17 protein-coding genes are annotated in these 19988 nt (G+C 66.2%); 9 read left to right on the forward strand and 8 right to left on the reverse strand.

Features of this window, described 5'->3' with window-relative positions; translation table 11 throughout:
* Nucleotides 1-4 precede the first annotated feature (4 nt).
* The 8 genes from ACQR1D_RS18015 to ACQR1D_RS18050 are packed head-to-tail and all read left to right on the forward strand — an operon-like array spanning nucleotide 5 to nucleotide 8601.
* Nucleotides 5-1579 carry a xanthine dehydrogenase family protein molybdopterin-binding subunit gene (locus ACQR1D_RS18015; RefSeq protein ID WP_434838936.1) on the forward strand — a complete coding sequence of 525 codons (1575 nt, stop codon included), beginning with the start codon at nucleotides 5-7 and terminating at the stop codon, nucleotides 1577-1579.
* Nucleotide 1580: 1 nt separating this feature from the next.
* On the forward strand, nucleotides 1581-2603 hold the full coding sequence (locus tag ACQR1D_RS18020) for a xanthine dehydrogenase family protein molybdopterin-binding subunit (RefSeq protein ID WP_315802958.1): 1023 nt from the start codon (nucleotides 1581-1583) through the stop codon (nucleotides 2601-2603).
* A gap of 6 nt (nucleotides 2604-2609) precedes the next feature.
* Entirely contained in the window at nucleotides 2610-3491 is an 882-nt protein-coding gene (locus tag ACQR1D_RS18025) for an AAA family ATPase (RefSeq protein ID WP_434838937.1), read from the forward strand.
* Complete coding sequence (locus tag ACQR1D_RS18030; protein WP_434838938.1) at nucleotides 3488-4606, forward strand: VWA domain-containing protein; 1119 nt, start codon at nucleotides 3488-3490, stop codon at nucleotides 4604-4606. The genes ACQR1D_RS18025 and ACQR1D_RS18030 overlap by 4 nt, the downstream gene beginning before the upstream one ends.
* Nucleotides 4603-5490: an amidohydrolase family protein gene (locus ACQR1D_RS18035; RefSeq protein WP_434887624.1), complete on the forward strand. Its 888-nt coding sequence runs from the start codon at nucleotides 4603-4605 to the stop codon at nucleotides 5488-5490. Before ACQR1D_RS18030 ends, ACQR1D_RS18035 begins: the two co-directional genes overlap by 4 nt.
* 39 nt (nucleotides 5491-5529) lie before the next feature.
* Nucleotides 5530-6378 carry an MBL fold metallo-hydrolase gene (locus ACQR1D_RS18040; RefSeq protein WP_315802962.1) on the forward strand — a complete coding sequence of 283 codons (849 nt, stop codon included), beginning with the start codon at nucleotides 5530-5532 and terminating at the stop codon, nucleotides 6376-6378.
* Between the two features lie 18 nt (nucleotides 6379-6396).
* Nucleotides 6397-7971 (forward strand): isochorismatase family protein, encoded by a 1575-nt coding sequence (locus tag ACQR1D_RS18045; protein ID WP_316237903.1) that lies wholly within the window; start codon nucleotides 6397-6399, stop codon nucleotides 7969-7971.
* A gap of 3 nt (nucleotides 7972-7974) precedes the next feature.
* Nucleotides 7975-8601 (forward strand): FMN-dependent NADH-azoreductase, encoded by a 627-nt coding sequence (locus ACQR1D_RS18050; protein ID WP_434893931.1) that lies wholly within the window; start codon nucleotides 7975-7977, stop codon nucleotides 8599-8601.
* 105 nt (nucleotides 8602-8706) lie between these two features.
* On the opposite strand, the gene ACQR1D_RS18055 is transcribed toward ACQR1D_RS18050, so the two are convergent.
* The 7 genes from ACQR1D_RS18055 to ACQR1D_RS18085 are packed head-to-tail and all read right to left on the reverse strand — an operon-like array spanning nucleotide 8707 to nucleotide 17631.
* Nucleotides 8707-9705 (reverse strand): FAD:protein FMN transferase, encoded by a 999-nt coding sequence (locus ACQR1D_RS18055; RefSeq protein WP_434893932.1) that lies wholly within the window; start codon nucleotides 9703-9705, stop codon nucleotides 8707-8709.
* Nucleotides 9702-10259, reverse strand: coding sequence for a nitrous oxide reductase accessory protein NosL (locus tag ACQR1D_RS18060; RefSeq protein WP_434893933.1), 558 nt, complete (start codon nucleotides 10257-10259; stop codon nucleotides 9702-9704). Before ACQR1D_RS18060 ends, ACQR1D_RS18055 begins: the two co-directional genes overlap by 4 nt.
* Complete coding sequence (locus tag ACQR1D_RS18065) at nucleotides 10256-11086, reverse strand: ABC transporter permease (RefSeq protein WP_434893934.1); 831 nt, start codon at nucleotides 11084-11086, stop codon at nucleotides 10256-10258. The genes ACQR1D_RS18060 and ACQR1D_RS18065 overlap by 4 nt, the downstream gene beginning before the upstream one ends.
* Nucleotides 11083-12003 (reverse strand): ABC transporter ATP-binding protein, encoded by a 921-nt coding sequence (locus ACQR1D_RS18070; RefSeq protein WP_316180584.1) that lies wholly within the window; start codon nucleotides 12001-12003, stop codon nucleotides 11083-11085. Before ACQR1D_RS18070 ends, ACQR1D_RS18065 begins: the two co-directional genes overlap by 4 nt.
* Nucleotides 12000-13391: a nitrous oxide reductase family maturation protein NosD gene (locus tag ACQR1D_RS18075; protein WP_316180586.1), complete on the reverse strand. Its 1392-nt coding sequence runs from the start codon at nucleotides 13389-13391 to the stop codon at nucleotides 12000-12002. Before ACQR1D_RS18075 ends, ACQR1D_RS18070 begins: the two co-directional genes overlap by 4 nt.
* Before the next feature lie 3 nt (nucleotides 13392-13394).
* Nucleotides 13395-15320, reverse strand: a complete 1926-nt coding sequence (gene nosZ / locus ACQR1D_RS18080) for a TAT-dependent nitrous-oxide reductase (RefSeq protein WP_316180588.1) — start codon at nucleotides 15318-15320, stop codon at nucleotides 13395-13397.
* Between the two features lie 10 nt (nucleotides 15321-15330).
* Nucleotides 15331-17631, reverse strand: a complete 2301-nt coding sequence (locus ACQR1D_RS18085; protein WP_410051956.1) for a 4Fe-4S binding protein — start codon at nucleotides 17629-17631, stop codon at nucleotides 15331-15333.
* Between the two features lie 205 nt (nucleotides 17632-17836).
* Here ACQR1D_RS18085 and ACQR1D_RS18090 point away from each other — a divergent pair, with 205 nt between their 5' ends.
* Nucleotides 17837-18706, forward strand: coding sequence for a ferritin-like domain-containing protein (locus tag ACQR1D_RS18090; protein ID WP_316180736.1), 870 nt, complete (start codon nucleotides 17837-17839; stop codon nucleotides 18704-18706).
* Between the two features lie 73 nt (nucleotides 18707-18779).
* Here the strand turns inward: ACQR1D_RS18090 and ACQR1D_RS18095 are convergent, their stop codons facing one another.
* Complete coding sequence (locus ACQR1D_RS18095; protein ID WP_434838943.1) at nucleotides 18780-19898, reverse strand: hypothetical protein; 1119 nt, start codon at nucleotides 19896-19898, stop codon at nucleotides 18780-18782.
* Nucleotides 19899-19988: the final 90 nt, after the last annotated feature.

The following is a 19988-nucleotide window of genomic DNA, read 5'->3' on the forward strand; positions in this document are numbered from 1 at the left end:
CGCCATGCTGGAATTGCGCAAGGACATCTTCGCCGACGAGCGCGACGACAATCTCAACGAGGTCGGCAAGGGCACCCAGCGCCAGGACATGCTGGGCCATGTCACGGGAACCTCGACCTATTTCAACGATCACAAGCTGCAGGGCATGCTGCATCTGAAGGTCGTCAGATCCACGCAGCCGCATGCGCGGCTGCGCCGCATCGACACCAGCGAGGCCGAGCGGAGCGAGGGCGTGCGGCGGATCATCCGCGGCGCCGACGTGCCGCGCAATCTCAACACGCTGCTCAGCCTGATCAATTTCGGCAAGGACGACGAACCGACGCTCGCCGTCGACAAGGTGCGGTACCGCGGCGAGCCGATCGTCGCCGTGGTCGCCGAGACGCCGCGCGCGGCGGCCGAGGCGGCGGCCAGGGTACGCGTCGACTATGAGACCTTGCCGGCGGTGTTCGACGTCGAGGAGGCGCTAAAGCCGGGGGCGCCCGTCGTCAACGAGACCTATCCGAAGAACACATTCACCTATCACGAGCGCTACGATCATCAGAAGCTGCGCTTCGGCGACGTCGAGCGTGGCTTCTCCGGCGCCGATCATGTCTTGGAACAGCGCTACCAGATGTCTCCGATCGAGCATGCGCCGGTCGAGACCAACGGCTCGATCGCCGCGCCCGACACCAACGGCCGCTACGTGGTCTATACCTCGACCCAGGCGCTGTTCTTCTCGCTCGACACCTGCGCCAAGATCCTCGATCTGCCGTCGAACACATTCCACTTCATCGGCGGCACGGTCGGTGGCGGCTTTGGTGGCAAGGTCGACACGCTGACCGAGCCGCTCGCCATTCTCGCTGCGATGTTGACGGGGCGCCCGGTGCGCTACGTGCTCGGGCGAGAGGAGGAGATGCAGTTCGGGCCGCCCCGCGGCGCCGAGCGCATCTACATCAAGGACGGGGTCATGCGCGACGGCCGCATCGTGGCGCGCCAGATCCGCGGCTATTTCGACTCTGGCGCCTATACGCGGCTGTCGAGCTACGCGGTCGTCAAATGTGCCGCGCACCTGCCGGGGCCCTACACGATCCCGAACGTCCATGGCGACATCTACTGTATCTTCACCAACCGCACGCCGGCCACCGCGATGCGGGGCTTCGGCATCACCGGTATGGACTTCGCGCTCGAATGCCAGATGGACAAGCTCGCGCATCTGATCGGCATGAACCCGATGGAGTTTCGTATCCTCAACGCCTATCGCGACGGCGATATGAAGGCGCATCGCCGCGAGGCCAAGAACACCGCCCTGATCGAATGCGTCCAGGTTGCGGCCGAGAAGGCCAAATGGCCGATCCGCGAGGAATTCCGCCGCATGTCGTCGCGCAAGGACGGCGGCGGCGCGCGGGCCGCCGTTCCCTCCACGCCGCGTGAGCCGGTGAGCGCGCGGCCTGCGCCGGCGCAGCAGCGCACGAGCTATGACCGGGGGCTCCCGGTTTCTCCACCTCCTGAGCCGCCGTCACCACCCCCACAGAGCCCGGCACCGGCTCCCGCACACGGCGCGACGCGGTTCTCGTCGGTATTCGGCACGAGGAGGCGCTGACATGACCAGGCACCGCGGCCGCGGCATGGCGGCGATCAACTATCCCATCGGCATGAATCTCGGCGGCGATCCGAGCCAGGCGCTGGTGCACTCCAATCCCAGCGGCAAGTTCACCGTGGCGCTGTCTTCGATCGATCTCGGACAGGGCATGAAGTCGGTGACGCGGCAGATCTGCGCCGAGACGCTCGGCGTGCCGGTCGAGGACGTCTATGTCGACACCGCCGATTCCGACACCGGCCCGCATTGCATGGGCTCGTTCGCCTCGCGCGGCACGCATCGCGTCGGCAATGCCGTGATGGCTGCCGCCAAGGAGGCGCGCGGCGTCATGATGGAGGCGGCGGCCGAGGAGCTCGAGGTCAACGCCAGCGATCTCGAGACCGATGGCCGCGGCAACATTCACGTCAAGGGCGCGCCGCATCGCTCGATCTCGGTGAAGGACGTCGCCATCGCCGCGCAGTTCCGTCAGGGCAAGACGATCTCCGGCCGTGGCATCTTCCTGGTGCCGCTGTCGGAGGTGGATCCCGAGACCGGCGAAATGTCCCCGGCGACCTGCTACGCGCATGCGTGTCTGGTTGCCGAGGTCGAGGTCGATGACGAGACCGGCGAGGTCGGTGTGGTCAGGATGGACAGTGCCTATGAGCTGGGACGCGCGCTCAATCCCCGCCTCGTCGAGCAGCAGCTGGTCGGCGGCGCCTGGATGGGCATGAGCCACGCGCTCTACGAGACGACGGAGCCGTATTACCCGGACCCGAAGCAAGGACCGCGCGACTTCGTCGAATACCTGATGCCGGGACCTGGCGACATCTGTCCGCACGACATCGCCGTGCTGGAGCGGCCGGCGCCCGACGGGCCGTTCGGCGGCAAGGGCCCTGGCGAAATGTGTGCCAATCCGGTGCTCCCTGCCATCGCGAATGCGATCTTCAACGCCGTCGGCGTGCGCATCGACGAGCTGCCGATCACGCCGGAGAAGGTGCTGCGCGCGATCAGGGCCCAGGGCGGCGCCCGGCCACAGACGCGGCGGTGACGCAGCATGGTGGTCCGCAGCAACATCGTCGGCATCGACTCGCCGCAGGCGCTGGAAAAGGCACTGCGGGCGGCCTACTATCTCGCCGATGACGGGCTCTCGACCGCGGCCTATCTCGCCCTCGCGCTGGGCAAGCCGCTGCTCTTGGAAGGCGCACCCGGCGTCGGAAAAACCGAGGCGGCGAAGGCGATCGCTGCAGTGCTCGGCCGCAAGCTGATCCGGCTGCAATGCTACGAAGGCATCGACGCCGCGGCGGCGCTCTACGAGTGGAACTATCCGCGCCAGATGCTCGCGATCCGCCAGGCCGGCGAGGAGAGCATCGACATCTATGGTGAGACGTTCCTGATCGAGCGGCCGATGCTGGCCTGCCTGCGTGCGCCCGACTCGACGGTGCTGCTGATCGATGAGATCGATCGCGCCGACCAGGAGTTCGAGGCCTTCTTGCTCGAATTCCTCTCCGACTTCCAGATCTCGATTCCAGAGCGCGGCACAATCCGTGCCGCGGAGCGGCCGATCGTGGTGCTGACATCGAATCGGACCCGTGACCTGCACGAAGCGCTGCGCCGCCGCTGTGTCTATCATTGGATCGACTATCCCGATGCGGAGCGCGAGGCGCGGATCGTGATGATGCGCGCCTCCAGTGTGGCCGAGGCGACCGCGCGGGCCGTGGTGGCTGCAGTGGCGAAGCTCAGGCGCGAGCCGCTGAGCAAGGCGCCGGGGATCGCCGAGGCCGTCGACTGGGCCGAGGCCGCGACCTTGCTCAACCAGACCGGCGCGCGCTGGCCGGATGCGTTCAGGCGATCGATCGGCGTGGCGCTGAAGGACGAGGAGGATCTGTCCTTCATCGCGCCGCGGCTCGACGCGCTGCTCGCGGAGGCGATGACATGAGCGAGCTCCGGCTGCCACGGGCCACCGAGATTTTTGTCTCATTCGCTGCGCTGTTGCGGCGAAACGGCTTCGCGATCGCACCCGAGCAGACCACCGCCTTTCTCGCTGCGATCGAACTGCTGGGGCCGACCAGCCTCGACGATATCCGGCGGGCCGGGACGGCGACCCTGGCGCCGCCGCCCGAGCGGCTTGCGACCTACAATCTGCTGTTCGACATCCATTTCGGCGTTGCCGAGGCGACGGCCTTCGGCGAGAGCGACAGGCAGGATGATGTCGTGCGTCTCCAGGAGGAAGGGAGCGGCGCTGTCGATCCCGATATCGCCGAGGAGCAGAACGAGTCCGGTCTGGCGGCCACGCGTGCCGAGGCGCTGGTCGCGCGCCGCTTGGCTGCGACCACAGGCGGCAACGTCCTGCAGCGTCTCGCGCGCCAGGCGCGTGCCAAGCTGCCGAAGCGGCGCGGCCATCGGCGCATGCGCGTGCGGCGCGGCAGTTTCGTCGACCTGCGACGGACCCTGCGTGAGAGCGTAAGGCGCGACGGTGAGGTGCTGTCGCTGCGGCGGCTGAAGCGACGACCTCGATTGCGACGATTGCTGCTGCTGATCGACGTCTCCGGCTCGATGAAGGCGCGGACCGAGGACAACATGCGGCTCGCCCACGTGATGGTGCAGGCCGTACCCCAGGCCGAGGTGTTCACGCTTGGGACACGGCTGACACGCGTGACGCGGCCCTTGCGGCTCAAGCGGCGCGAGCAGGCGCTGCTCGCTGCCTCTCATCTCGTCAGCGACTGGGACGGCGGCACGCGTATCGGCGAGGCGCTGCAGGCCTTCCTCGCGGTGCCGCGGTTCTCGACCTACGCGCGGGGCGCCGCCGTGCTGGTCATCTCGGATGGGCTCGAGCGTGGTGACCATCACGTGCTCCGTGACGCAGTGTGGAAGCTGTCGCTGCGCGCCTGGCGCCTGAGCTGGCTGACGCCGCTCGCGACGGGGCCCGGATTCAAGCCTCAAACCGAGGCGCTGCAGGCGATCGCGCCATTCGTCGACGACATCGCAGCCGGCGGGTCGGACGAGGCCATCGTCGCGCATGTGCTGTCGCTGGCACAGAGGAGGGCGGCATGACCGGATACGTCGATGCACATCATCACATCTGGCGGCAGGCCGATCTGCCCTGGCTGGTCGGGCCGATGCAGCCGCGGATTTTTGGCCCCTACGAGCCGATCCGGCGCGACTACGCGATCGGGGAATATCTCGACGACATCGCCGGCAGCGGCGTCAGGAAGTCGGTCTATGTGCAGACCAACTGGGCGAAGGACGGCTTCGAGGACGAGGCCGCCTGGGTGCAGCGAACTTCTGAGCAGCATGGCTTTCCGCATGCGATCGTCGCCTATGCCGATCTGAGCGTCGACGATGCGCGGCCGCAGTTCGACCGGTTGGCGCGCTACCCGCTGCTGCGCGGGGTCCGGATGCAGCTCCACTGGCATGAGAACCCGCTCTATCGTTTCGCTTCGTCACCAGACCTTTGCAGCGATAACCATATCCGCTCCAACATCGCGCGGCTCGCCGACTACGGCTGGTCCTTCGACCTGCAGGTTTTCGCGCCGCAGATGGCTGGCGCCGCGGCGCTTGCCGAGAGCTGTCCGTCCGTGACTTTCATCCTTCAGCACGCCGGCATGCCGGAGGACCTGTCCGCACATGGTCGCGATCAATGGCGAGCCGGAATGCAGCGGCTGGCGAACTGCAGCAACGTCGTCAGCAAGCTCTCGGGCCTCGGCACCTTCATTCGCCGCAACGATCCGGCGCATGTTGTCGAGGTGGTGCGGGAGACGATCGGAATGTTCGGGCCCGAGCGCTGCCTGTTCGGTTCGAATTTTCCGATCGAGAAGCTCTGGACCGACTATCGCGCACTGGTGGGAGCCTATGAGGCTGCCATCCAAGACCTCGACGAGCATGCACGCGCGCAGGTCATGGGAGGGACGGCGCAGCGCGTCTATCGGCTGGGATGATACCGCCTGCAACGACAACAAAAGCAACAGGGAACGCTCATGGCGCTGGAAATCAAGATTCTCGACTATGGTGACATCGAGCTCGAATCGAGCTTCCTCGTGCTCGGTCGTGATTGCGGCCGCACCCGCCGGGTGCTGACGCTCGGCTTCCTGATCCTGGGCGGCCCGTATCCGGTCGTGGTCGATACCGGCTACCGCTCCAACCAGATCATGGAGACGCTGGGCATGCGCGGGCTGCAGTACCATGAGAACATGATCGAGAACCAATTGGCGCGCCACGGCGTCCGCATGGGCGACGTCCGCTATGTCTGCCACACCCATCTGCACATCGATCATGCCGGCAAGGACGACCTGTTCCCGATGAACACGACGGTCGTGCTCAACCGCCGCGAGCTCGAATACTCCGTCTCCGGCCTGATGCATCCGCAATATCCGGCGCCGGACATCAAGCATCTCATCGACCGGCTGCACACCAAGAGCGCGCTGCGCTTCCTCGACCTCGAGCTCACCGGGCCGGTCGAGCTGATGCCGGGCGTCTATTGCGATGCTGCGAACGCCCATACCGAGGGCTCGATGAACATCCACGTCCACACCGCCGACGGCATCGCCACCATCTGCGGCGACGTCATCTACGATTTCAACGACCAGATCGTGACGCCGTTCAACGAGATCCAGGATGGCGAGCCGCGCACCACCGGCAATCACGGCACCACCAAGCGTGCCGAGAAGGCGGCGATCAAGAAGCTGTTGTCGAGCTCGCGCTATCTGCTGCCGGTGCATGATCGTCCCGCCAAGATCGAAGGCGGCGTCGTAACGGGGCGGCTGCACGACCAGGTGCCGGGCCCGATCGTGCAGTCGCTGCCGCAGCGGCACTGGTTCCCGGCGTGATCCGCACGAGGCACAACGATGACACACGTGACCTTGCGCCCTGAGTTCGAGACCCTGGTCGACCCCTACGCGCCGGTGGCGCAGGTGGCGACCGGCTTCGAGTTCACGGAGGGGCCGATCTGGCATCCCGTCGAGCAGTTCCTGCTGTTCTCCGACATGCCGGCTGATGTCCGCCGCCGCTGGGATGCGAAGCGCGGCGTGGTCGAGATGCGGCGGCCCTCGAACAAGTGCAACGGCATGACCTATGATGCCGAGCTCAACCTGATCGTCTGCGAACACGCGACGTCGTCGCTGGTGCGCGAGCGTCCCGACGGCCGCCGCGAGATCCTGGCGTCGCATTTCGAGAACCAGGAACTCAACAGCCCCAACGACGTGTGCGTCCACTCGAGCGGGGCGATCTACTTCTCCGATCCGTGGTATGGCCGCATGCCGGTCTATGGCGTGGAACGGCCGCGCCAGCTCGGCTTCCAGGGCGTGTACCGGGTGGCGCCGGGCGGCGGGCCACCGCGGCTGCTCGTTGACCGCCATCTGTTCGACCAGCCCAACGGGCTGTGCTTTTCGCCGGACGAGAAACTGCTTTACGTCAACGACACGGTGCAGGCGGTGATCCGCGTGTTCGACGTCGGCGGCGATGGTGCGCTGTCGAACGGACGCATCTTTGCAAGCGGCATCCGTTCCGAGCTCGAGCCCGGCGTGCCCGACGGTATGAAATGCGATCAGCGCGGCAATGTCTGGGTCACCGCTCCCGGCGGCGTCTGGGTCTACGCGCCCGGCGGCGAGCTGCTCGGCAAGGTCCGCGTGCCGGAGCTCGTCGCCAACCTCGCCTGGGGCGGGGCTGATTTCCGCACGCTCTATCTGACCGCGACGCATTCGGTCTACGCGATCGCAACCAAGATCGGTCCGCGCCACGAGACGTATATGAGCGGGCGGACTGGCAGCAACGCCGCGCCGGCCACCGCGTCTTCGGCCCCGCAGCTCGCTGCTGGCGACATGCAGCTCGACCCGCGCCGCTGCGCCATGATCATCCAGGACCTGCAGAACGACGTCATCATGGACGGCGGCGCCTTTGCCGAGTCCGGAGCGCCGGGGCACGCCAGGCAGCAGCGTGTTATCGACAATGTCCGGCGGCTCGCTGAGGCCGCCCGCGCGCGCGGCGTCGTCATCATTCACGTCTGGTTCGTGGTCGAGCCCGGCGCCCCCGGCGTGACCCTGAACGCGCCGTTGTTCGAGGGTTTGGTCGACAGCAGGGCGATGGTGCGCGGCAGCTGGGGGGCCGCGCCGGTCGCGGGGCTGGAGCCGCGGAGCGGGGACTTCGTCGTCGAGAAGATGCGGATGAGCGCCTGGGAGGGCACGCGGCTCGAGACCATTCTCAAGGCCACCGGGCGCGACGTCATCATCAACACCGGCGCCTGGACCAACATGTCGGTCGAGCACACCGCGCGGACCGGGGCGGACAAGGGCTACTTCATGGTGGTGCCGGAGGATTGCTGCTCGACCATGAACGCGGACTGGCACAATGCGTCGATCAACTTCGCCATGCAGAATGTTGCTGTCGTGACCACGGCCGACGCGGTGATCAGGGCACTTGGGTGAGGCATGCCAAAGCTGCTGCATCTCGTCGCCTCGCCGCGGGCGGATTCGGAATCCAGCGCCGGCGCGCGCGCCTTCCTGGACCGCTTCAGGCAGGCGCGGCCGGGATGGGACGTCGACGAGATGAATCTGTGGCGCGAGAATCTGCCGGAGTTCGACGGTGAGATTTTGCAGGCGAAGTATGCCCGCATGGGCGGCCGCGCCTTCACCGACGGCCAGCGCGAGGCGTTCGCGGCGGCCGAACGCATGGCGGTGCGGCTCGATCTGGCCGAGCGCGTCGTGATCTCGACGCCGATGTGGAATTTCGGCATTCCCTACAAACTCAAGCACTGGCTCGACATCATCAATCAGCCGGGCCTCACCTTTCGCTTCGATCCGTCGCGTGGCTACCTGCCGCTTCTGAAGGATCGTCCGACGCTGGTGATCCTCGCCAGCGGCGGCGACTTCACCACCGGCATCAGCCGGGGGCGTACCGACCTCGCGACGCCCTATCTGCGCGAGGCGCTGCGCTTCATGGGCCTTCGCGACCTGCACTTCGTGGCGATCGGGCCGACCAGCGGGCCGGCGGCGCACACCGGCGTGGCGCGTGAGCGGGCGCACAGGCGGCTCGTCGAGATGGCCGCGCGATTTTGACGAGGCAGCCGCGCGGCGCGCATCAGGTCCTAGCAGCAAGCGGTGCAGCCTTCGACCGGCGACCGTCGTCCTCTAGCCGCGCTCTCGACCGATTCGACCGCGAATTCAACCGACAAGCTCGACTGTCGCTCCGGTCGCGTCGATCAGGTGGACACGTTCGATCTCGGTGCGGGGCAGCAGGGCGCGAATCTCAGGCTCCGACATCAGGCTAAAGGCGGTCGAGAGCGCGTCTGCCGCCGTTGCATTGCCGGCGACCGTGGTCACGCTGCGATAGCGCTGCGCACAGCCGCCGTCGTGCGGATCGAACAGATGATTGAAGCGGCCTCGCGGATCGAAGCGGAAGCCATAGGCGCCCGATGTCGATACGGCGCGATCGATGATCGGAAGCAGTGCAGCGGTCCGGTCGGGAATGTCCGGATCGGCGATTGCGATCTCCCAGGGCTGAGCGTCCGGCCGTGCGCCGATGGCGCGGGCTTCCCCCATGTCGACCAGGCTGTGCTGCACGCCCTCGCTGCGCAGGAGCTCGACGATCCGGTCCGTGACATAGCCCTGTGCGATGCCGTTAAGGGTGAGCGCCATGCCGCGCGGCATGACGATGCGATCGCGGCTGACGCTCAGCCGCTGATGGCCGACCCGCGCCAGCGCCTCTTGCACGGCCGCTTGCCGCGGCCCGTCGGGATTGGCATCCGGGCGCGAAAAATGATCGGCATAGAGCGTCCACAGCGGTTGCACCGTCGGGTCGAAGCGGCCGTCGGTCATCGCGGCGTAGCGCTGCGAGCGTGTGAGGATATCGACCAGCTCGGGCGCGGGGTCCACCAGCACGCCGGTGCGGTTCAGCGTCACCAGCGCCGATTGCTCCAGATACAGGCTGAACAGGCGCTCGAGCCGCCGGGCTTCGCCGATCGACGCCGTGATCAGCCGCTCGGCTTCGCGCCGGTCGTGGTGATGAAGCTTGATCGTTGCGACGGCGCCGAGCAGCGTGCCGCGCCATTCGACCGTTCCGCTTGTGCCGTCGGCCGCGTGCGCCCTGGAAGGAGCGACCGCGAGGCCCGCCAATGCGGCGCTGATGCGGATGAAGCGCCGGCGCGAGAGCTGATTTGTCATCGTTGCACCTCAGGCGTGTCCTTGTGGCCCGGCTCGATCGTGCCGGCGTTGTCGTCGGGCGAGCTCAGCACATAGTCGCGCGGCACCTCGGTGAAGCCGACGATGCGGCCGCCGTGCTCGGCAGCGAACCGCTCGGCCGTGGTCCGATCCGAGAACGGCACCGCCTCGTCGCTGCCCATGCCGCTCCTGACCCGGCTGCCGATCACGAACACCGCCTTGCGCGCCTCGACCCAATTGTCGGCGCCCGGATTGTCCCAGCTCGCGGCTTTGCCCATGTCGGAAACGTAGATCGCCTGGATGTCCTTGGGCTCGTCGGGCAGCATCGTGAAGGCGATGGCGTCGCGCACGGAGGAGAACCACACCGGCTCGATCAGGCTGGCGGCGAAGATCTGTCCCTTGGGGCCGGAATGCTCGAGCAGGTTCATTCCGCAATAATGCCCGATCGCCTCCGCCGTCAGCTTGACCGGCGGCGGCGGCGCGGCGGCCTGCTTGTCGTTGCAGGCGGCGAGCGCAAAGGCGACGATGAGCGCGCCGGCGTAAGCGAGGCGTTTCATAGCTCTCTCCGGGAGAAGGCCAGCGCGGCGCCTGCGAGCGGCACCAACGTCCACAGCACCAACGCGGTGAGCAGCACCCCAACCGACAGCGTACTGCTGCCGGCGAGCCCGGCCATGCCGGAGAACAGGCTGACATTGGCGAAGCCGGTCAGGTTGAGCAGCCGGTAGGCGTCGGTCGGGTTGAGCAGCAGCAGCGCGCTGAGCAGGCCGCCGGAGACGTTGCGGCCCTGGTCGATGACCAGAAGGCCGAGCAGCGCCATGTCGTAGATCAGGACGAGCGCGAGCCACAGGCCAATGCAGACACCCGCTGCGGTGCCGCGGTCGCGCACGACTGCGCTGACCAGATAGCCGATCGCGACGAACACCGCGCCAAGCAGAACGGAGGAGCCGATCATCGCGGCGAAGGCCGTGAGCCCGTCGCTGTCGAAGTGGCTGCCGGCGATCAGCAGCGCCACCGCAGCGGCGCCATAGCCGAGGCAGGTCGCGAAGGCGAGCACCGCGAGATGACCGAGGAACTTGCCGAGCAGCACCTGCCAGCGCGCCACCGGATAGCTCAGCAGCAGCAGCATGGTGCCGCGCTCCATGTCTCCAACGATGGCGTCGTGCGAGATCAGAAGCGCGATCAGCGGGATCAGGAAGATGGTCAGGCTCGACAGGCTGACGATGACGACGTCGAGCGCGCGCGCGCCCACGGTGCCGGTCGGCGCGCTGCCGAGAAAGGTCAGCGACAGCGCGAGCCCTGCCAGCAGCAGGGTCGACGCCAGCACCCAGCGGTTGCGGATCGCCTGCTGGATTTCCTTCGCGGCGATGGTGATCACGGCATTCATTGCGAACGCTCCGCGTGGCGCAGGAAATGCGCGTAGAGCTCGTCGAGGCTGGGCGGGATGAGCTCGAGATCCTGCACGGCGGCGCCCTCGGCCGTCGCACGGCGCAGCAGAGCGATCTTCTCGTCCGGCGCCGCGTCGATCTCGACAATGTGGCCGTTGATCCGACGATAGGAGGTCGCCTCCGGCAGCCACGAGGGCCGGCCGGATAGCGGCAGGTCAGCGACCTTGACCCGGATCCGAGTCGGCAGTCGCGCGAGGCGGCGCAGTTCGTCGAGCGTGCCGTCGGCGACCTTGAGGCCCTTGTTCATGATGATGACACGGCCGGCCCTCTCCTCCAGCTCGGTCAGCGCATGCGATGACAGCAGCACCGTCGTGCCCTCGGCGGCGAGCTTCTGGATCACCTCGTAGAACGTCTGGCGCAGCTCGGGATCGAGACCGGTGGTCGGCTCGTCCAGCAGCAACACGCGTGGCCGGCCGATCAGCGCCTGCGCCAGGCCAAGCCGCTGGCGCATGCCCTTCGAGTAGGTATTGACGCGGCGCCCGGCAGCGTCGCCCAGCCCGACGACATCGAGCAGCGCCAGTGCGCCGCTCACCGGCTCGCGTTTGAGGCGGGCGTAGAAGGTTTGCGTCTCGCGGCCGGTGAGCGCGGCATCGAAGGCGACGTTCTCCGGCAGATAGCCGAGCCGACGCCGCGAGGAGAACTCGCCGGCGGCCGGGTTTTCGCCGAGCAGCGCGATCGTGCCCTTGGTCGGCCGGATCAGGCCGAGCATCATCTTCATCAGCGTGGTCTTGCCGGCTCCGTTGTGGCCGATCAGGGCCACCATCTCTCCGGCCGCGAGATCGAACGACACGCCCTTGACGGCTTCGACCTTGCCGTAATGCTTGATCACGTCGGCGATATGGACGGTCGCGCTCATCGGGCGCTGCTCCCGGCGGCAGTGCGGCGCGCCGGCGGTGGCGACATCAGCGGATGGCTATCGACCACCCCGCCGGGCAGGATCGCCGGAAACTGCGCCTGCGCCCAGCGGATGACCTGCACGGCCGGGCTGTTGATCAGGACTTTGGCGGCCGGCGCCGTCCACAGCACGCGGTCGATCAGATCGTTCGGCCGGTAGGCGGTGTCGGCAACGCCGTCGCCGTTGAGGTCGAAGCCGGGATTGTCGCTCCAGTAATTGCCGCGGCCGTTCTTCGACCAGTCGAGATGGCGGGTGCCGACATATTTGATCTGGCTGGCGTTGTTGACGAAGGCATTGCCCCGGATGTCGTTGCCTTCGGAGCCGGCGGTGAAGTGCACGCCGATCTCGCAGCCCTCGAACCAGTTATTGGTGATACGATTATTGTTCGTGTTGTAGATGAACACGCATTTCTCGGGGCCGGGACGGACGCCGCCGCTCGGCGTGAACACGCTCTTGTCGGTCAGCGGCACGCCTTCGTCGGTGCCGCGGTTCTCGGCGGTCGCCCAGCGCTCCGCCGGCTGCAAGCCGCCGATCACGCTGTTGCCGGAGATTTGCGAGCCGTTGGTCGCGTTGAACAGCATGCCGCGATCGCGGTCGTGGTCTGAGACGTTGTCCTTCACGACCAGGTTCTTCGAGAACATCATCGCATAGCCGATGATGTTGCCGACCGAGACGTTGCCGGTGATCTCGCCGTCATTGGCGTACATGTAGTGGACGGCAAAGCGCAGCTCGCTGAAGCGGTTGTGGCTGAACGTGTTGTTGCGGCTGGTAATGGCGAACACGCCATCGCGGCCATAGCGGATGTCGTTGTCGATCACCTTGGCGCCCGGCGCGTTCCAGACCGAAACGCCATTGCCGGTGCCGCCGGGCAGCGTCGCGCGCAGGCCGATGATGCTGTTGTGGCGGACCATGGCATTGGCTGATCCGTGCAGATAGACGCCGAACAGATTGCCTTCGATCCGGTTGTTCTCGATCAGCGTGTCGTGCGCGCCCTGGTCGACGAAGATGCCGGAATCCATCTTCTCGAGCGAGCGGCCGGATCCTTTGAGGACGAAGCCTCGAATGACGGTACCCGGTGCCGTGACGGTAATGACGCTCCCATGCCCATCGCCGGTGATCACCGCGCCGTGCGCGCCTGTCAGTGTCAGGCGATGGGTGATCCGCAGCGGCCCACGATAGGTGCCTGCGGCCAGCGCGATCTCATCGCCGTCGGCGGCGCGATCGAGGACGCCCTGCAAGTCGGCAATATCGGCCGCGATCTGTCGTGTCGCCGCTGTTGCGCGGAAGGGCAGGCCGGCGACGACGAGCGCCGCCAGCCCCAGAGTCTTGATATGGCGCATGCGCCGCATCGCTCACGCGTTCTGCGGCGAGACCAGCATGCGTCCGCGCATTTCCATGTGCATGGCGTGACAGAACCATGTGCAGAAATACCAGTACACGCCGGGCTTGTCGGCGATGAACGTCACCGATGAGGTCTGCTGCGGATCGATCTCCATGTTGACGCCGTAGTTCACGATGCAGAAGCCGTGCACCAGATCCTCGACGTCGTCGATGTTGGTGACATAGACGGTCACCTCGTCACCCTGCTTGACCTCGAACTTCTCGAGCGCATAGGCGGGCGCGCTGGACCACATATAGACGCGCACCTTGTTGCCGTCGCGGATCACCTTGGCGTCGCTCTCCAGTGTGACGCCGTCGGCTGCGGCCTGCTTGCGGGCGTCGGCGAAGAACGGGTCGTCGCGCTTCCAGATCGAGGTCACGCGGCCCTCGAGCTTGGAGCGGTGCACGATGACGGCGTCGTGCGGCTCGGCGAAGCTCGGGCCGTCGTGCACCAGCTCCATCTTGTCGCCGGTGATGTCGATCAGCTGGTCGTTTTCCGGCTTCAGCGGCCCGACATTCAGGAAGCGGTCCTTGGAGAACTTGTTCAAGGACAGCAGCCATTTGCCGTCGGCTTCGTTGGTCTCGCCCATCGAGGCGTGGTTGTGGCCCGGCTGATAGTGGACGTCGAGCTTCTGGATGATGGGGTTGACCTTCTCGCCCTTGAAGGCTCGTTTGGCGAGATCGATGCTCCATTTGCAGACCTGGCTGTCGAGGAACAGCGTAGTGTAGGCATTGCCCCGGCCGTCGAAGGCGGTGTGCAGCGGCCCGAGGCCGAGCTCCGGCTCGGCCACGACGACGTCGCGCGGCTTGATCTTGTCGTCGAACAGGTTGTCGATCAGGCGGACGTCGATCACCGTGACCGTCGGCGCCAGCTTGCCATTGGCGACGACATGGATGCCGTCGGGGGCGGTGTTGAGGCCGTGCGGGCTGTTCGAGACCGGAACGTAGCGCGTGTAGGGCGAGCCCTTGCGGCCGTCGATGACGGGAACGCCGTTCATCTCCTTGAAGTCGCCCTTCTTGACGGCTTCCTCTATGCGCTTGATGTTGAAGATCGTCACCCAGTCCTGCTCGCTTGCCGTCATCTCGGCCAAGGTAACGCCCTTTTCCGAGTTGTAGCAGGTGGAGAAGGCATATTTGCCCTGGTAGTCGCAATCGGTGTTGTCGAGATTGCCGTCGACGATCACCTGCCAGGCAACCTTCATGGTATCGCCGTCGACGGCCGAGAACATCGACCAGTATTTAGACTTGTCGTCGAGCACCTTGCCGTCATTCGGTAGCGGCACCTCATATTCGCCGTTGCAGAACACGTAGCCGGTGCGCGGGAACTTCTGCGGCCGCATGCCGTGGATGGTGTACTGGTTCGGCAGCTCGATGATCTTGTCGCATTTCATCACGTCGGTGCGAATGCGCGCGAGGCGGGTGTTGGCCTTGTCGTTGATAAAGATGTAGCGGCCGTCATATGTGCCATTGGTGAACGACATGTGCGGATGGTGGCAGTCGCCGTTCATCCAGATGCCGAGCCTGTCCTTGAGCCGCTCGCGCGTCTCCGGCAGCAGCCCCTCGGTCATGATCTTGCGGCTCTCGTTGGTCTGGCCCCAGCCGGTGGCGCTGCACCGGTTGAAGACGGGGATGCGCATCAGCTCGCGCATCGACGGCATGCCGATGATCCGCAGCTCGCCGGTCTGGCCGCTGGAGAAGAACACGTAGTATTCGTCGAGCTCGCCGGGGGCGACCTCCGCCTTGCCGGCGCCCTGGGCCGAACGTGGTTGCGCGGCGGCCGGCGCGGTCTCGACGCTCTTGCCAAGTCCAATGCTGCCGGCTACGCCGGCCGCGCCCAGTGCGGCGGTGCCGACGATCTGCCGGCGGCTGATTTTTGTCTGGTCGTCGTCTTGCGCCATCGTCGTCTCCTTATGATGGATGGGTGAGATCGTTGGAGGGGGCCGTCGCCGCCATCGGCTGGCCGGCATGGGTGATCACGGTCTTCGGACCGGATTTCGCGGCGCGCATCGACGGCGATGACATCGCCTCGAATTTCTCGCGCTTGAGCCGGACCTGGATCATGTGCGGGCAGCGCTGATCGTCGTAGTAGAGCTCCTGGCAATGCATGCAGTAGATGCATTCATTGACGTTGATGTGTCCCTCGGGATGGATCGACTGCACCGGGCATTCCTTGGCGCAGCGCTGGCAGGGCGAGCCGCACTCCTTCCAGCGACGCAGCCATTCGAAGGTGCGGATGCGTCCGGGAATCGCCAGTGCCGCGCCCAGCGGGCAGAGATAGCGGCAGAAGAAGCGTTCGATGAACAGGCCGATGCCGAGCAGCGCCGCGGCATACAGCACGAACGGCCAGCTGCGCGAGAATTTCAGGATGATCGCGGTCTTGAACGGCTCGACCTCCGCGACCTGTTCGGCGAGCGCGACCGAATAAAGCGACAGGCCGAACAGGCCGAGGAAGATGATGTATTTGATCGGCCAGAGACGCTCATGCAGACCCCAGGGTACCGTGATCTGCGGCACCTTGAGCCATTTTGCCACTGTGTTGGTGAGCTCCTGCAGCGCGCCGAACGGACAGAGCCAGCCGCAGAACGGCCCGCGGCCCCAGAACAGCAGTCCAGCCGCCGTTGCCGCCCACAGGATGAAGATCAAGGGCGCCGCGAGGAAGAACTCCCAATGGAAGCCGGTCAGCAGCGCGTTGACGAAGGTGACGACGTTGACGACCGAGAGCTGGGCGTTGGCGTACCAGCCGAGCCAGACCAGCACGAACAGGAGATAGGCGCGGCGGACCCAGGTGTAGAGCCGGGGACGGCGCACCAGAACGTTCTGGAAGAAGAAGATCCCCGTGAGCACGGCCAGCGCCAGCGCGGTGATGCCGATGGCGACCATCTGCGAGCGCCAGATGCGCATCCATAACGGCTCTTCGGTGTCGTCGGCGACCGGTTGCGCCGTGGCCGGGGCGGGACGTGCGGTCGTCGCCTTCGCTGCCGGCACAGCGGGGCGCGTCTGCTGCTTCAAGTAGGCGTCGGGCACCGTGTAGTCGATATCGAAAGTCAGGAACGCCTTGTCGTGGCTGCCTGTGCTTCGTTGCACCAGGAGCTGGAGCTGCCATGGCTCGGTCGGGTCGAGCGTGAATTCGGGCGGCGTGACGAACAGTCCGATCTCGCGCAGGGCAGGGGCGCCGGCCGCGGCCAGCGCACCGAGGCGCATGTGGTTCTTGTCGCGGAACCGTGTGCTTCCGCCCTCCTGCAGCACCTCGATGCGGTCGAAGATGCCGCCTCGGACATAAGCGGAGCCCTTGAACGAGTAGATGCCGTCGCCGGCGACGACGATCGCCTGCTGTCCGGGCTGCAATCGCTGCTTGAGTCGCTGATAGCCCTCGTCGCCGAGCAGGCTGCGGCCGATGGTGGGCACGCTGACCATGGCCACATACAGATCAACGAAGGTGTCGCCGGCATCGCCGGGCTCCGGATTTTGCGCGGCCGCCGCATTGCCCGACTTGGCGAACGCATCGTTGACGTCGCCGATGCTGAGGTGCAGGCGCCGCACCGAGCCGTCGCCGAGCAGGCTGCTCCAGTCGCGGATCTCGCTCTTGTCGGGATCGACCGTCTTGGTCACGCCCGGCTTTGCCGCGGCGGCGCTCGCCGCAGCGCCGGCACCGATGCGGCCGCTGCGGATCAGGCGCGTGGCCGCGCGCACGATGCTGTCGTGCATCACCAGCACGGTGACCGTTGCACCTGAGACGATGTCGGCCTGCGGCGCGTGTTCTGCGCCTTGCGCAATCGGCATCATGTCCTTGCCGAGCAGGCCGTTGAGTGCGGCAACGATGCGTGGCTCGGGAATGCCGATCAGCACGATCGGCTCCTTGTGATCGACCAGCTTCAGCCCGGTGATGACGCCCTTGGGATCGATGCCGACGAGGATGTGGATCGGCTTGCCCGAATAGCCGACGGAATTGGCGAAATCGGAGTTGAGATAGACGTAACCCTTGAGCTGATCGCCGCGATACACCGGGATGATCGGCGGCTCGCCTTGCGGCACGCCGAAACGGTCCGCATTGGGGAAGAGATCGCCCGGCGTGATCTTCGAGAGGTAGGTTGCGAGATCGCCGGCCGCATGTGCTGCGCGCGGGGCCGCGATGGCGCAGAGCCCGATGAGGATTGCTACCAAGATAGCAGGCATGCGCCACCGATTGGTGGCGACATCACTCGCAACCATGATCACCTCAAGCGGAACGGCCGGCCCACGAAGGAGCCGTATTCCAGTCAGGACTGTTTCGGGAAGGAAGGATCGTCGCCATTGACAATCCCTGAAATAGAGTCAGGCTAAATTGACTCCTTATCGTGCCGGTTGTCTAGTGGGTCGCAATCCGACGGACGTTGCGCTGGATCAAACAGGCCCGGACAATCAGGCGGACTATTATATGTTGTTGTCACGCACGCTCTCGCTCAAGTCGGAACCGGCCGGGAACCTGCATTCGATCGACGAGCTGTTCGCGCTCGCGAATGCGATGGAGCAGGAGGCGGCCGATCGCTACGACGAGCTGTCCGGAGAGATGCAGCGTCAAGGCCGGCTCGATCTGGCCGACGTCTTCGCGAGGCTGGCTGCGGCCGAGCGCGAGCATGTCGACAGTGTCGCGCAATGGTCGCAAGCGCGTACGGGGCGTGCCCCCGATGCGTCGCTGGTGCGCTGGCGGCCGCCGGAGACCTTTGAGCCCGGCGCCGCGCGCGAAATTCAGGATTCGCGGTTGATGACTCCTTACCGCGCGCTGTCGATGGCGGTGCGCAACGAGGAACGGGCCTTTGCGTTCTGGTCCTATCTCGCCGCATTTAACGATGTTCCCGAGGTCAAGAGGGCGTCCGAGGCCATGGCGCGGGAGGAGCTCGGTCATGTCGCGACGCTGCGCAAGGAGCGGCGCCGTGCCTATCATCTTGAGACCGACGCCAGGCGCGCGGCGTCAGTGGCGTCGGACGCCGGCACGATCGACGCCGGCCGGCTGGAGCGTCGACTCGCCGAGCTGCTCGACGCGATGGCGGCGCGCGCCGCAGGCCGCCCGGCAGATCGCGTGGGCGAGCTTGCGCGCGAAGCCGCGGCAATGGCATCGGACGTTGCGGGCCTGTTGCGCCTGCCGGCTGGGCTCGCGCAAGCCGATGCAGCCGTGCTGGCGGAAGCGCTGGCGGACGCGTATCTGGAGCATGGGGAGCGAGCGACCGAATCGGACCGGCTCGGTCTCATGCAGCGGCTGGCGTCGCAGGCGATCGCGCGGCTGGCCTGGCTGCGGTCGCTCGGTTGAGTCCGACTGCAGCGCTGCTCGGCGAAAGACAAGGGTCGCCCAGCCAGGCTGGACGACCCGGTCATCATGAGGCTCAGTTGCGGGTCGGCGCCGGCACGGCGGTGCGGTTCGCCGGCACCGTGACGGGCTGGAAGGAGAACACGTCGCGACTGCGCGGATCGACGGTCACCTTGAGCCAGCGCACGTCGTTGTTGCCATTGCCCTGATTGTCGCCGAACGTTTCGACGCGAACGAAGTTCTCAAGCCGCTGGCCGGCAGCGTTGAGGAACGGCTGGTCGATCCGGAAGTAGTGGGAATCGCCGTGGACGTAGGCGACCGGCTTGCGGAACGCCTCGACCTCGGTACGCAGCGCAGTCAGGAAGCTGACGAAGCCATCGGGCTGCCCGTCGGTTTCGGCGAGCGTCTTGGGATCGCGCAGCGGCGCACGCGTCGGGTCGGCCTGGTCCCAGCCCGGGTTGCCCTGGGTGATGAACATCACCGCAGCGGAATTGCGCCTCTTGGCTTCAGCGAAGGTCTGCTGCATCCACAGAATCACGGCCGTATTGCGTGCATTGTATTCGTCCGGATCGGGGTTGGTGTCGCAGAGATTGTTGCAGGATCCCTGGATGTTGAGCGTCGCATAGGTCACGCGGCCGAGGGTCCAGCGGCGATTCTCGACGCAACCGACCCTGGTGCCATTGGCGCTGAGGCACAGCGGATCGGTCTGCACCTCCTGGCGCAGCTTGCGCTGGCCGAGCGAGAACGGTGTCGAGAAGAATATCTTGCGCTCGTAGTCGAGCCGGTCGCGCGAGTTGAAGCCGCCGTTCGACGGGCGATCGCAATCGACCCAGTCGTTGTCGCCCGGCGTGAACATGGCCGGTGCCTCCAGGCTGTTGAAGAAGGCGAGCGCCTGGGCGTAGAGGCCGGCATCGCAGGCGGAATTGGAGCCCTGCTTCAGGTCGCCGTCATGCGCCGTGAACTTCAGCCGGTGGGCGTTCATGTCCGCGATCAGGTTCGGGACGCCGACGGTGGCCTGCAAGGTGGAGTAGGGTAGGTCGCCCCAAAGGCCGATGGCGTAGCTGTCGTCATCGTCGTCGAAGCCGTGGTCGTGCGCGAGGCTTGGCGCGGCAGCGGCGAACGCGAGCAACGACACCGTGACCGACAATGTGAGCAGTTCGTGAAAGGCAGATTTGAATGATGATCGAAGTGACATTCTGCAAGATCCCCCAAGACCTCGGTTGTATCGCGCCGCTTCACTCAAGCGGCGGCGGGACGATGCGGAGGGTCGATAACGGGGGCGTGA

Source organism: Bradyrhizobium sp. HKCCYLRH2047 (assembly GCF_051168175.1).
Classification (GTDB): Bacteria; Pseudomonadota; Alphaproteobacteria; order Rhizobiales; family Xanthobacteraceae; genus Bradyrhizobium.

Coding starts and splice junctions, on each gene's coding strand:
- ACQR1D_RS18055 (WP_434893932.1), bottom strand. CDS start 9,705: ATGACAAATCAGCTCTCGCGCCGGCGCTTCATCCGCATCAGCGCCGCA.
- ACQR1D_RS18050 (WP_434893931.1), top strand. CDS start 7,975: ATGCCAAAGCTGCTGCATCTCGTCGCCTCGCCGCGGGCGGATTCGGAA.
- ACQR1D_RS18060 (WP_434893933.1), bottom strand. CDS start 10,259: ATGAAACGCCTCGCTTACGCCGGCGCGCTCATCGTCGCCTTTGCGCTC.
- ACQR1D_RS18040 (WP_315802962.1), top strand. CDS start 5,530: ATGGCGCTGGAAATCAAGATTCTCGACTATGGTGACATCGAGCTCGAA.
- ACQR1D_RS18020 (WP_315802958.1), top strand. CDS start 1,581: ATGACCAGGCACCGCGGCCGCGGCATGGCGGCGATCAACTATCCCATC.
- ACQR1D_RS18025 (WP_434838937.1), top strand. CDS start 2,610: ATGGTGGTCCGCAGCAACATCGTCGGCATCGACTCGCCGCAGGCGCTG.
- ACQR1D_RS18045 (WP_316237903.1), top strand. CDS start 6,397: ATGACACACGTGACCTTGCGCCCTGAGTTCGAGACCCTGGTCGACCCC.
- ACQR1D_RS18015 (WP_434838936.1), top strand. CDS start 5: ATGCTGGAATTGCGCAAGGACATCTTCGCCGACGAGCGCGACGACAAT.
- ACQR1D_RS18030 (WP_434838938.1), top strand. CDS start 3,488: ATGAGCGAGCTCCGGCTGCCACGGGCCACCGAGATTTTTGTCTCATTC.
- ACQR1D_RS18070 (WP_316180584.1), bottom strand. CDS start 12,003: ATGAGCGCGACCGTCCATATCGCCGACGTGATCAAGCATTACGGCAAG.
- ACQR1D_RS18075 (WP_316180586.1), bottom strand. CDS start 13,391: ATGCGGCGCATGCGCCATATCAAGACTCTGGGGCTGGCGGCGCTCGTC.
- ACQR1D_RS18095 (WP_434838943.1), bottom strand. CDS start 19,898: ATGTCACTTCGATCATCATTCAAATCTGCCTTTCACGAACTGCTCACA.
- ACQR1D_RS18065 (WP_434893934.1), bottom strand. CDS start 11,086: ATGAATGCCGTGATCACCATCGCCGCGAAGGAAATCCAGCAGGCGATC.
- nosZ (WP_316180588.1), bottom strand. CDS start 15,320: ATGGCGCAAGACGACGACCAGACAAAAATCAGCCGCCGGCAGATCGTC.
- ACQR1D_RS18090 (WP_316180736.1), top strand. CDS start 17,837: ATGTTGTTGTCACGCACGCTCTCGCTCAAGTCGGAACCGGCCGGGAAC.
- ACQR1D_RS18085 (WP_410051956.1), bottom strand. CDS start 17,631: ATGGTTGCGAGTGATGTCGCCACCAATCGGTGGCGCATGCCTGCTATC.
- ACQR1D_RS18035 (WP_434887624.1), top strand. CDS start 4,603: ATGACCGGATACGTCGATGCACATCATCACATCTGGCGGCAGGCCGAT.